Source organism: Propioniciclava sp. LT432 (assembly GCF_059515965.1).
This window is the reverse complement of the sequence record NZ_JCAKNE010000009.1, coordinates 85,823-98,938: the sequence shown is the minus strand read 5'-3', so window position 1 is coordinate 98,938 and position 13,116 is coordinate 85,823. Positions and strand designations below refer to the sequence as shown.

Annotated in this window: 5 protein-coding genes; 1 reads left to right on the top strand and 4 read right to left on the bottom strand. The window is 70.5% G+C overall.

Annotated elements, in window-relative coordinates; all coding sequences use genetic code 11:
* The first annotated feature begins 214 nt into the window (after window positions 1–214).
* Entirely contained in the window at window positions 215–2,998 is a 2,784-nt protein-coding gene (locus tag AC5YDV_RS06615) for a choice-of-anchor Q domain-containing protein (RefSeq protein ID WP_496183747.1), read from the top strand.
* Between the two features lie 190 nt (window positions 2,999–3,188).
* Here AC5YDV_RS06615 and AC5YDV_RS06610 read toward each other — a convergent pair whose 3' ends face one another.
* The 4 genes from AC5YDV_RS06610 to AC5YDV_RS06595 form a co-directional block, all read right to left on the bottom strand.
* On the bottom strand, window positions 3,189–6,026 hold the full coding sequence (locus AC5YDV_RS06610) for a sulfide/dihydroorotate dehydrogenase-like FAD/NAD-binding protein (RefSeq protein ID WP_496183746.1): 2,838 nt from the start codon (window positions 6,024–6,026) through the stop codon (window positions 3,189–3,191).
* Window positions 6,023–11,014, bottom strand: a complete 4,992-nt coding sequence (locus AC5YDV_RS06605) for a 2-oxoacid:acceptor oxidoreductase family protein (RefSeq protein ID WP_496183745.1) — start codon at window positions 11,012–11,014, stop codon at window positions 6,023–6,025. Before AC5YDV_RS06605 ends, AC5YDV_RS06610 begins: the two co-directional genes overlap by 4 nt.
* 707 nt (window positions 11,015–11,721) lie before the next feature.
* Complete coding sequence (locus tag AC5YDV_RS06600; RefSeq protein WP_496183744.1) at window positions 11,722–12,738, bottom strand: metal-dependent hydrolase family protein; 1,017 nt, start codon at window positions 12,736–12,738, stop codon at window positions 11,722–11,724.
* Complete coding sequence (locus tag AC5YDV_RS06595; RefSeq protein WP_496183743.1) at window positions 12,684–12,938, bottom strand: hypothetical protein; 255 nt, start codon at window positions 12,936–12,938, stop codon at window positions 12,684–12,686. Before AC5YDV_RS06595 ends, AC5YDV_RS06600 begins: the two co-directional genes overlap by 55 nt.
* Window positions 12,939–13,116: the final 178 nt, after the last annotated feature.

The following is a 13,116-nucleotide window of genomic DNA, read 5'->3' as shown; positions in this document are numbered from 1 at the left end:
ACAGCTTAGCTGCAGTCGGTTGCAGCCGCTTGCGCGCCACCCTTGCGTGCGCCTGATGAGGGCCAGGGCAGCGTCGTGCACGGGACACCACCCACCGGCGACCTGAGTCCATGGTCGAACGCCTCGACCGTCCGGCAACGTTGGGCTGCACGACCCCGACCAGGCCGTGCGCTCACTTGGGACCCACCCCAAAGGGCCGGATGAAGGGAAGTTCATGGACCAGGAGGAGCAGCACCGGTGGCGGAAGGCCACCCGGCGAGCAGGTCTCACAGCGGTGGCGCTGGGGACGGTGATGAGCGGCGGCATCCTGGCCGCACCCACGGCGTCCGCAGTGGTGACGGAGGTGTTCGTGGCCCAGGGCGGCAGCGATGCGGGCAACGACTGCGCCGTGGCTTCGGCGCCCTGCGGGTCGCTGGCCCACGCGGTGGGCCAGGTCGCCGGCGGTGGAACGGTCCACGTTTCCGGCCGCCTCTTCGAACGGGTGCAGATCAACAAGTCGGTCACCATCACCGGCGCGGACGCCCCCGCTTCGGCCCCCGCGGTGATTGATGGAACCGGCGGCTCCGGACCCGTGTTCTCCACGGCTTCCGGGAACGTGGTGCTGGATCACCTCCTCATCACCAACGGGTCAGCGGTCAACGGCGCCGGCATCCTCAACAGTGCCGCGCTCACCGTGCGCAACTCACGCCTCGAGAACAACAACGCCTTCAGCCAGGGCGGGGCCCTCATGAACTGGTACGGATCGACCACAATCCAGAACAGCACGATCTCGGGCAACACGGCCGTCTACGGGGCCGGAATCTTCACGGGGGGAGGCCCCGTGTCCATCGTCGACAGCACCGTGGACAACAACGTCAGCGATGGCCACGGCGGCGGCGTCCACGCCTACGACAGCAGTGCCGTCACCGTCACGGGCAGCACGTTCACCGGCAACCGCACCTTCGACAAGGGAGGCGCCTTCAATGTGGACAACCTCACCGTCACCACCAGCACCATCATCGGCAACAACGCAAGCTTCGGCGGAGCCGCCTTCACCTACACCGGGACGCTCCGCTTCACCAGCAGCACCGTCGCCAACAACTCGAACGGCATCATCAACAACAACTCGTCGACGATCCTTGCGGGCACCATCGTGACCAACAACGGTTGGGCCAACTGCAGGACGGCGTCAGGCACGATCACCAGCCTCGGGTACAACCTCTCGAACGACACGTCGTGCAGGCTGAGCCAACCCACGGACATGCAAGGCGTCGACCCCATGCTCGGCGCACTCCAGGACAACGGCGGCCCGACCCTGACGATGATGCCCGCGACCGGAAGCACCGCCATCGGCCGCATTCCCCAAGGGACGACCTTCAACGGCGTCGACGCCTGCCCCCGCATCGACCAGCGCGGCGTCCGCGGACCGGCTGCCGGCTCCACAAGCTGCACCGTCGGCGCGATCGAGGCCGCGCCGTGGCTGGCACCCCAGGCACTCCTCCTCGTGGCGTCCACCCAAGGCACCTACGGTTCCCCGGTCGCCCTCACCGCGACCGGCGGCTCGGGCACCGGTGCGCTCACCTTCACCGCCGTCGACGGTACGGCCACCGCCTGCGTCGTCAGCCCGAGCGCGCCCTGGTCCCTCGCCGCGGGCTCCGCCGGGACGTGCATCGTCACCGCCACGAAGGCCGCCGACAGCACCTACGCGGAGGTGTCCTCGGCGCCGACCACCGTCACCTTCGCCAAGGCGTCCCAGGCTCCCCTCCACCTCACGACGCTCAGCGCGGACGTGAACGTCGATCTGGCCCTGCAGGTCAGCGGCGGGTCGGGCAGCGGCGCGGTGACCTACACGGTCGACTCCGGACCCTGCTCGGTGACCGGCTCCACCCTGTCCAACACCGCCTCCGGGCAGTGCGTCGTCACGGCGACCAAGGCCGGGGACACCAACTACGAGTCCACCTCCACGACGGACACCATCACGATCGGCAAGTTGGCTCAGGCGCCCCTGATCCTCTCGTCGACCACGGGAACCTACGGACAGCCCCTGACCCTCATCGCCACCGGCGGTTCGGGAACCGGCGAGGTCACCTTCCAGGCGACGGACGCCACGGCGTCCGGCTGCACGGTGGGGGGCACGCCGTTCGCCCTCACCGCGGACACGGCTGGCACCTGCCTCGTGACCGCGACCAAGGCCGGCGACTCCATGTATGACCCGACCAACTCGCCGGCGACCGAGGTCACCTTCGCGAAGGCCCCCCAGTCTGCGCTGACCATCACCACGACGTCGGCACTCGTCGGACAGCCCGTCGAGCTGACCACCGCCGGCGGCTCGGGCACGGGAGCCGTGTCGTTCGTCGTGGATTCCGGGTCGTGCACGATCGTCGGGTCGACGCTGACGGCCACGGCGTCCGGGACGTGCACCGTCACCGCGACCAAGGCCGAGGACGCCAACCATCTCGCCGTGTCGTCCGCTGCGACGTCGATCGCGGTCCAGGGGCTCGTCCACACGGGCGCGAAGGGCACCGGCTACTGGAACAGCAAGAACGGGCAGAAGCTCATCACACAGGCGTCCACCACGACTGGGCTGTGCGACCTCGGTACGTGGCTGCGCGCTGAGATCGTGTTCGGCGACCTCGCCCCGGACGCCACCTGTGCGGACACCGCCACGTGGGTTTCGTCGGTCATCCAAGCCGCACGCAAGGGCGACGCCACCGACCAGCTCAAGGCCGAGGCACTCGCCACCGCCCTGAACGTGTACTTCAGCGACGACCGACTCGGCGGCAACTCCATCAAGGCACCCGCCCCGATCGGAGAGGTTTCCGTCGATCCCACCCGCCTCTGCGCTGACGCCCTGTGTACGACGTTCCTCGACGCCAGCCGCGTTTTCGGGACCGAGCGCACCACCGTTGCGGCGATGCTGGACCTGGCGCTGAGCACCGCGAGGTTCGGCGACGTGGGTGACCAAGCGGTGGCCGCCACCGCCCTCGCGTCCGTCAATCGGGGCAAGATGTTGGGCTGACCGCCATCTCCCTGACTCGAACTCGTGGACCGTTCAAACATGATCGCTCCAACTGCACACCTGCGAGGCCCCACCCTCCGAGAGAGCCACCCCGCCGATCGTGCAAAGCGAAGCCCCGCACCAGTTACCTGGTGCGGGGCTGTTGCGCGCTTGGAGGGACTCGAACCCACCGTGAACGACGTTACTCGCCCTACGCCAGCCCGGCCCGCTCCATGCTGGCCCGCTCGCGCGCCCGGAACTGGCCGAACCGCGGGAGGAACTTCGCCCAGTCGATGATGTGCCCGTCGATCTCGGGCCCGTCGATGCAGGCGTGCTTGCGGACCAGCTTCCCGTCCACGGTCACCGGCACCATGCAGGCGCCGCACATGCCCGTGGCGTCCACCATGATCGAGTTGAGGCTCGCCACCGTCTTCGTCCCGTACGGACGCGTCAGGTTGCACACCGCCTCCATCATCCGGGGCGGGCCGATGGTCACGACCTCCGCGACCCGCCTCGTGCTGGTGCCCGCGAGGTCCTGTTCAAGCATCTTCTTCAGCGGGCCGGTCACCATGCCCGGGACGCCGAAGCTGCCGTCGTCGGAGGTGAGGACGATGTCGACCAGGTCGCCGTAGCGCTTCCTCAGCGACGTGAGCCGGCCGACCTCGCCGTTCCAGAACAGCAGGCTCTCCGAGCGGAAGCCGACGATCAGGGTGACGTGGTTGCCCAGCTCGAGGTGCTCGCGCGCGATGGGGTACACCGGCGGCAGGCCGACCCCGCCCGCGGTGAACACGACGGTCTCGTCGTCCGCGTACCGGTGCAGTTCGGACGGCAGCCCCAACGGTCCGGCGATCCCGGCGTAGGTCTCCCCCACCGCCATCTGGTTCATCCGCTTCGTGGAGGTCCCCATGCCCTGGATGACCAGGCTGATCGTCCCGGCGTCGGCGTCCCAGTCGGCCACGGTCAGCGGGATGAGCTCGCCGTTGGGCCAGCCCAGGACGCGCACGAACTGCCCGGCCCTCGCCGCCTTGGCGATGATCGGGGCGTACACCTCGAACTCCACGATGCCGGGCGCGAGCGGGGTCTTCGCGACGATGCGGGGCTGCGTCGCGGCGAGGTTGGTGAACCGCTTCGCGCCGTGCACCCGCTCCCGGATCTCGTCGGGGGGCACGGACGCCGCCAGGACGGCCATCTCGCGGGCCGCGGCCTGCCCGTCGCCGGCCGCCCGGATCGCCGTGGACCCGCCGCGGGCGGCGTCGCCGCCGGAGTGCACGCTGTTCAGCGACGTGGCCTGGGAGCCCTCCTCGACCCGGATCGCGCCACGGACGGTCACGGCCAGGTCGGGCTGGCTGTCGCGGATGATCGGGTTGGAGGCGTTCCCCAGGGCCATGATCACCAGGTCGGCGGCCAGCACCTCGGACGCCCCCGTCGGCACGGGCGCCCGGCGGCCCGAGGCGTCCGGCTCGCCGAGTTCCATGACCGCGCAGCGCGCGGCCTTGACGACGTGGGTGTTGTCGTCGCCGACGAACTCCGTGGGGGCCAGCAGGGTGCGCAGCTTCACGCCCTCCTCGAGCGCGTGGTGCAGTTCCTCCACGCGGGCGGGCATGGCGTCCTGCGTGCGCCGGTAGACGATCGTCACGTCGCCGCCGAGGCGGTACGCGGTGCGGGCGGCGTCCATGGCGGTGTTGCCGCCACCCACCACCAGCACCTTCTTGCCGGCCACCTCGGGCAGCGGGGTCTCGTACTCCTCGTCCAGCCCCTGCATGAGGTTCACGCGCGTCAGGAACTCGTTGGCGCTCATCACGTTGATCAGGTGCTCACCCGGGACGTTCATGAACTGGGGCAGGCCCGCGCCGGTCCCGATGAAGATGCGGGCGAAGCCCGCCTCGCGCAGGTCCTCGATCGTGGCGGTCTTGCCGACGACGAAGTTGCGGACGAACCGCCCCCCGAGCAGCGTGATCTTCTCCACGACGTCGTCGATGAGCTCGTTCGGCAATCGGAACTCGGGGATGCCGTAGCGCAGCACCCCGCCGAGCTCGTGGAACGCCTCGAAGACCGTGACGGGGAACCCGTCCGCGGCGAGCAGGAACGCGTTGATCAGCCCCGCCGGGCCGGAGCCAACGATGGCGATCGGCGGCTTGGTGGCGGTGGCCCACGGGTCGGGGCGGCCGCCGTAGCGCCGGGCGATCTCCTCGGGGGTGACCTTCTTCTCCCGTTGCGGCAGGAACCACTCCAACTGCCCGATCTCGATGGGCCGCTTCTGGTGGGCGCAGACGCCCTGGCACTGCAGCTCCTGCGGGCAGACCCGGCCGGTCACGTTCGGCAGCGGGTTGCACGACTCCAGCAGCGCCAGCGCCTCGGCGAACTTGCCCTGGCCCAGCAGGTCCAGCAGGGCCGGGATGTGGATCTGCACCGGGCAGCCGCCCTTGCGCGTCCCGTTGTGCAGCAGTTCGCCCAGCTCGCAGGGGCTGTCGGCGCACTGCTTGTCGCGCAGCGCCTCCAGCCACACGAACGTGTCCACCTCGCGCTGGCTGTACCCCAGCTTCAGGTAGCCGAGGTAGCCGGTGTTGACCAGCTCGAAGTCGCGGTTGCGCTCCTCGGGCGGCCGGATGTACGGCCCGATGTTGTTGCCGGCCGGCCAGTTCTGGCTCAGCCCGGCGAACATCGGGTAGCGGTCGGACAGGTGTGCATCCAGCCCGGCGATGAACTTCCGCTTGAGGCGCAGCGGGGCGTCCCAGAGGAACCGCCGCACCACGAGGCTCGCGTCGTCCTCACGGAGCAGCACCGCCCACAGCTGGCGGGTGAAGTTGGCCGTCAGCCGCTCCTCGGCGAAGGCGGCCGCCACCTGCTGCAGGCCGTCGCGGATGAACAGGTCCCGGAACTGTGCGGGGTCGTTCGCGAGCTGCCGCTTGAGCACCGCGAGTTGGGCCTCGAAGGCGCCCACCGCGGGGTCGGACGCCAGCGCCGCCATCTGGGTGCGCGAGGCGTCCAGCTGGGCCTGGGCCGCGAGGTAGGCCTCGACGGCCGTCGGACGGTTCGCGATCGTGGTCATCGGATGATCTCGCTGTCGCAGTTGTCGATGACCTTGCGGATCCGGGCCATGTTCTCGGGAGTCAGCGGGAGCTTCTCCAGCGCGCCGGGGATCATCCGGGCCACCTGCCGGAGCGCCCCGTCCTCGATCACCTGGGTGGTCTCGAACAGCTCGGGCATCTCCTGGTAGCAGGTCTTGCAGTCGGTGCACAGGCTCCGGTCGTCCTCGAGCAGCTGGACGACCTGCTTGCTCTCCGCCTCGGCGAGCGCCTGCCGCGGTGCCGTCACCACCCCGGACGCGGTGGCCGCGGACGCCGGCGCGACCAGCGGCGCGAGCTCCACCCCAGGTCCGGACGCCGCGAGCTCGCTCATGGCGCGGGCGATCGCGTCCAGCGACGACTCCCGCTGGCCGGACGCCTCCTCGACGCGGGCCCGCAGCTCCGCCAGGGCCGCGGCGTGCTCGGCGCGCGCCTCGGCGTCCTTCTGCCCCGAGAGGTACTGCAGGAGTTCCCAGTTGCGCCGGCGCTCCTCCACGAGGGCGACGATCGCCGGTCCGCACACGACCCGGGTGAGCCGCAGGTCGGCGTCCGTGGTGGTCACGAAGGGGACGCGGCCCTCGCGGTCGTCGGCGTCCAGCTCGACGTACTCGTCGATGCGGAGCGCCGTGGCGTCCTCGTCGGCCCGGAGCGGACGGAACTGCTTCGCGAACCGGGTCTCGCCCAGCGCGAAGTCGGCCGGGGTCAGCGGCACCGTCACCTGCTTGAGGGAGCCGTCGGCGTCCGCGTGGGTGAGGGTGTTGGACGCCCACAGTCCGGCCACGTCGGGGTTGCCGTCGATGCTGAACCGGTCGAAGATGCTGCTCCCCCGGCGCGGGTCGTGCACGAACAGGGGGGCCATGCGCGAGCGGACCGCGAGCGTGCCGCGGCTCGTCGCCTGCTCGTCGGCGATACCGTGCTCACCCTGGCACGGGGTGTACACGTCCAGCAGCGCAGCGCCGTCGGCGTAGCTGAGGAACTCCACGGCGTTCTTGAGGAAGTGGCCCTGCATCGCCGTCGCGGTCTGCACCACGAACACGTCCGGGTGGAAGCTGGCCAGCAGGCCCAGCTCCTTGCGCGACTCGGTCTTGCCCGCGTGCGCCCTGCCCGCGCGGGCCAGGTCGGAGTCCTGACCGGTGAAGGAGGCGGTGGAGGCCTGCCCGCCGGTGTTGCTGTACGCGCCGGTGTTGAGCACCATCGCCTTCACGGGCGTGCCCGAGGTCAGGACCCGCGACAGCGCGCCGAAGCCGATGTCGTAGGTGGCGCCGTCACCGCCGATGGTGAGGAACGTCGGGAGCAGGTCCAGCTCCTGGGGCGTGAAGGCCTGCCAACTGAGCATGGCCAAGGCGGCGTCGTCCCGGTCTGGGCGGTAGGCGTCCGCCAGTTCCAGCCGGGCGGTGCGCAGCGCGCGCACCGAGTCGAGCGCCTGCGCCGCGACCCCCTCGAACAGGCCCTTGGCCAGCGGCTGCGCATCCTGGAACAGGCTGTTCACCCACGGGTCGTTGTACGGGTTGTACGGCATCGTCGAGGCGTACACCGACGAGCAGCCGGTGGAGTTGGCGATGACGGTGGACGCCGGTCCCTCCCCCGTCGGCCCGCCCTCCAGCAGGTAGACGTGGCGCTCGAGCCCCGCGACCGCCTGGTCGATGCGGGCCACTCGCCCCGGGTCGTCCACGCCCTCGCGCTTGGCGACCAGCCGGTCGAGCAGGTCGGAGGCCTCCGCCAGCTGTACCGCCTTCCGCTTCTCGCCCAGCGCGTGGCTCGTCGCGATGACGAGCCGGATGGCGGTGACCTCGCCGCACCCGCGGCAGCCGCCGTGGCCGCCGGTCGAGGCGTAGTAGTTGTCGCGGTCCAGCAGCAGGCGCTTGAGGTCGCCGCCCTCGCCGAGCGCGGCCGCGTGGAACCGCTCGGGCGTGTTCGGGGCGTCCGCCAGGAACGCGAAGCGCTCGTCGAGCATCGACCGGACGTCGGCGTCCTGCTCGGTGGCGACCAGGGCGTGGGGGCCGCAGACCTCGACGCACTCGAGGCAGCCGGTGCACTTCCACGGGTCGACGGTGGCGGCGAACAGGCCGCCCGAGCCGGGCTCGCGCTCCTCCATCGCGTTGAAGAAGGCCCGCGTCCGGGCGACCGGGTAGCCGCGCAGGTGGGCGACCAGCGCCGTGAGGGCGCCCGCGGCGTCCGGCGCGAGGACGGACGGCCCGACCTCCGCGACGATGTCGGCGAACTGGCGGTTGTCCCTCTTGGAGGCCCGGTACGACTCCCGCACGGCGCCCGCCAGGGCGGGGACGGCCGCCACCAGCGGCGCCTTGGCGGCGGCGTCCAGCGCCGTGCCACGGATGCCGGTCCGCAGCAGGTCGTCGAGTTCGAAGGCCGCGTTCGGAATGGCGGCGTCGGGGCAGACCACGGCGCAGTCCATGCAGCCGGTGCACAGCTCCGGCACGAAGACGGGCACCTGGCGGCGGAACAGGCCCTTGTCCTTGGTCGCGGCGGTGCCCGGCGGGACGAAGAGGCCCGCGCCCGGGAGCACGGGCGCCTCGGCGATCGTGCCCTGCCGGAAGTGGCGTCCGGTCATCAGGTCGTAGTAGCTGAAGTCGAACAGGCCGGACGCCGACGCGCACGCCGCGCCGCAGTCCGCCATCTGGGCCGAGAGCGCCACCGTGCGCAGGGGCAGCGGCGCGACGAGGTCGCTGATCGCGGCCAGCTCGGGGCTCGTGTGGTCGACCAGGACGGCCGCCTCGGCGCCGTCGAGCACGACCGACATGTTGGCGTCCACGATCGAGGCACCCTTCGCCCCGAACTTCTTGGCGATCTGGGACCGCACCTTGGCCATGATCTCCTCGCGCGAGGCGCCGGCGGCCACTTGGTCGACGTGGGCGGCCACGGCCCCGATGAACGCGATGCCCATCATGCGGGTCTGCAGCGCGGGGTCGGGGGCGTGCCGTGCGGCCACGGCGAACGCGTCGATGACCAGGAACTTGATGTGGTGGTCCCGGATGTGGCGCCGGGCGGCGGTGGGCAGGTCGCGCCACACCTGCTCGGGCGACTCGCTCGACTGCAGGATGAACGTGCCGCCCTCGGCGAGGCCCCTGAGCGGGTTCGTGTGGCTGAACACCTTGTGGTCGGGGCTGATGACGACCTCGACCTCCTCGAGTTCGGCGTTGGTGACCAGCACCGGCTCGGGGCTCAGCGTGATGTAGTAGTTCGTCGCCGCGCCGGACTTCTCCGAGCCGTACTTGGGGGCCGACTTGCTGTGCATGTCGAGGACGCCCGCGAGGATGTCCGTGAGCAGCTTGCCGGTCGCGATCGTGCCGTAGCCGCCGACCGAGTGGAACCTGATCCGCAGGCCGTCCTCGGGCAGCAGCCTCGGGTTCGGCTCGGTCTCCAGCGCCATGTGTTGGGTGAGCGGGTAGGCGACGCGCAGCCGGTCCTGCAGCCCCTTCAGTTCCGGATCGGGGTCCGGGTCGTAGAACTGGCTGCCGAGGTACACCAGCGGGGGCATCGACTCGGCGTCCAGGGCCTTGAAGGCCGCCACGAGGTGCCGCGGCTGCAGGTCGTGCCCACCCAGGCCGAAGATCGCGCTGGACAGCTGGGGGTTGGGGTACTTCAGGCAGGGGACGCCGGCGTGGCGCTTGCCCGTGTCGGCGTTGTCCCGCCCCTTGTGGAGCGCGGTGGTGACGAGCGGGGTGAGCGCCATCTGGTCCGAGCGCTCGAGCACCAGCACGGCCCGCTTGCCGTCGAGCGCGGCCACGACCTCGGCCTCCGGGAACGGCTGGAGGCACTTCACCGACACGAGGCCCGCCTTGATGCCCTGCGCGCGGAGCACGGGCAGCACGGCGCGGACGTCGTCGCTGACCGACCCGAGCGCGACCATGACGACCTCGGCGTCCTCGTTGTCGTACGTCATCACGGGCGAGTACCGGCGTCCGGTCAGCTCGGCGTACTCGTCCATCGCCCGACGGACCAGGCCGGGGACGTCGGCGGCGAAGTGGGTGCGGTGGTCGACGGCGCCGGCCTGGAAGTCGGGCTGGTTCTGCACCGGACCGGTGAGGCCGGGGTTGTTCGGGTCGACCAACGCGGGGACCAGCTGGCGGGTGCCGCGCTGGTGCGCCTGGCGCCACTGCCGGCCCCACGCCGCGCGCAGGCCCTCGGGCACCCAGCGCACCGTGGCGTCGAGGCCGACGCCCGCGGCGTCCGGCTCGATGGCGTCGGCGTTCGCCTCGAGGTGCTCGAGGAGGGCGGCCAGCGCGGCGGCGTCGAAGGCGTCGGCCCGGCGTGCGAGCCAGGCCTCGAGCTGGGCGACGCGACCCTTGGCGCCGAACAGGATCTCCTGGGCGACCGTCGGGCACGCGATGCGGCCGGCCGGGTCACCGAGGTACTCGCGCAGCAGGGCGGGCTCGGGCAGCAGGGCCTCGGACATCATGTGGGAGGTCGAGAAGCCGTCCATCGCGTTGGCCACCGGGATCAGCGACAACGCGGCGGTGCGGTAGCTGATGGCCGCCAGGTCGGCGGCCTCCTGCGGGTCGGCGCCGAACAGGATGGTGTACCCCGAGGGCAACAGGGCGTAGATGTCGTCGTGCCCGGCCATCACGTTGAGGGAGTGCTTGCTGACCACGCGGGCGGCCACCTGCAGCACGAAGCCGCCCACCTTCTTGCCCACCGTGACGAAGTGCGACTCCATCGCGTAGAGGATCCCCTGGGAGGAGGAGGCGTTCGACACGAACTGGCCCCCGGTCAGCGCAGCTCCGAGCGCCCCCGACTGCGCCGAGTGCTCGCCTTCGGGCTCGAAGAAGAACGGGTGCTTGCCGAACACGTTCATGCCACCAGCCGAGCGGGCGGCCTCGAACAACTCGGCGATCTCGGTCGACGGCGTGATGGGGTATCCGATCACCCCACCGCACACGTGCTGCATGACGTGGGCCACGGCTCCGTTGCCGTTGATGACCGAGGGGATTCCGGGGTATTTCGCAATGCTCATGAACCGTTCCTGACGCGCGTCGGATTCGGCCCGTCCGTCCCGACAAGCGACACCGCGGCGCGGCCTTCTACTACGCTTCATAGTACGACTGTCGGTCGGGCAAGGCCACGCGATCGGGCGAAAATCACTTGATACTCCCGGGGGGTGTGTCTGGTGCCCCCAGCCTGCGCCAGGCTCAGTGGCCGACCGACTCCAACAGGGCTGCCGCCTCGTCGTCGGGGTGGAGGCGCAACAGCAGCAGCGCCTCGTCGCCGCTGGCCACCACGGTGTACAGGTAGCGCAGGCTCACGTTGGTGCCGTCGAGTGAAGGGGGACCGCCATGAAGCTCAACGACATCATCCAGGTGTGGAACGAGGTTTCCGAGGACATGGCCCAGGCCCACCAGCTCTGACCTGATCGCCCGTTTCTCTTCAGCCCCCCACCACGGGGGCGCCGTCAACCCAAGCTCTTCACCACACTGCGGTGGTGAAGAGCTTGAACCATGTCCGGGGCGTAGCCACTGAGCTGGGCCAGCGCAGGCGGCTCAGGCCGGGCGCGCGGTGCCGCACTCCCGTGCCCACCACCGTGAGGATGCCGACCTCCCGGGCGGTGATTGCCGGGGTGCAAGACACCTCGCCGACACCAAGGCCAGCGCGGGACAACAGGGGCACCAACGTCTCCCTCTCGGTGCCAACTGGGGATGGGCGCTGGGTTGGTCGCTGGAAGGGTCAGCTGTCGTCGCGGATGACGTTCCCGTCCTTCATGACGAAGCAGACGCGTTCGGTGGCGGTGATGTCCGCGATCGGGTCGCCGGGCATGGCCACGATGTCGGCGACCATCCCTTCGCGGAGGGTGCCGACCCGGTCGTCGATCCGGAGCAGTTCCGCGGCGACGGACATGCCGGCGCGCAGCGACCGGGCCGGGCCGATGCCACACTCGACCATCGCCGCGAACTCCTTGGCGCCGTCGTCGAAGGGGAACATGCCGGCGTCAGTGCCGAACGCGATCTTGACCTTCTCCGAGGCCGCGATCATCTTCTGTGCCTGCTGGATCTTCTCCAGGTCGCGGGTGAACTTCGGGACGATGTAGCCGGGCAGGGTGCCAGCTTCAAGGGCCTTCACGTCGGCGACGTTGAGGTACATGGTCGGGACGAGGAAGACGTCGGAGTTCTCGGCCAATTCGATGCCCTCGGCGTCGATCATGTAGGCGTGCTCGAGGGAGCGGACGCCGGCCTTGATCGCCTGGGTCACCGAATCGGCGGAGCCGCAGTGGACGGCGACGTAAATGCCCAGTTGCGAAGAGGCCTCGACCACGGCGTCCATCTCCTCCTGGAACCAGGTGCACACCGCCGGGTCGTCGCCTGCGGAATGGTAGCCGCCGGCGTTGGTGGTCTTCACCCAGTCACCGCCCCCGCGGTGCTCACGGCGGACGGTCCGCCGGATGTCGCCGAGGGAGTCGGCGGTGTCGGAGATCCTGAATCCCCAGCGCTCGTGGAAGAAGTTGTCCAGGTCGCCATGGCCGCCGGTGGGGGAGATGAAGTGCGGCGCGACGAACAGGCGCGGGCCCGGCACCTCGCCGGCGTTGATGGCGTTCCGGATGTCCACGACCGGCCAGTCGGGGTCGGCCGCGCCGAGGTCGCGGATGGTGGTGAAGCCGATGTTCATGTAGCGGTTCGCCAGGGAGAGGCCGGTCAGGGCCTTCCGGGGCGCCGACCAGAGGGTCTGGGTGATGAGGGGCGAGCCCATGTGAGGTGGACGTGGGTGTCGATGAAGCCCGGCGTGACGGTGTACCCGGTGAGGTCGATCTCGGCGGCGTCGTCCGGGGCGTCGAGGTCAGTCCCCATCGCCACGATCGTGCCGTCCGTGACGAGGATGTCGACGGCGCCCCCCATCGCATCGGATGCCCCGTCGAAGTGGTTGCCGCAGTGGAGAAGGATGGTGGACATGGAGCTCCTCGTGTCGTGGGACCTTCCCATGCTGGCACTTCCGCGCCCCCCGTGCGGCGGTTCGGTGACGCCTCTCCTGCGGCCAGCAAGTCAGCCACCTCCCGACGGCCGGCCCCGAACGACACCGTCTGATCGGCGGCGACCACGCGGGCTTGGCCCAGCGCGGCGGTGTGGGGTT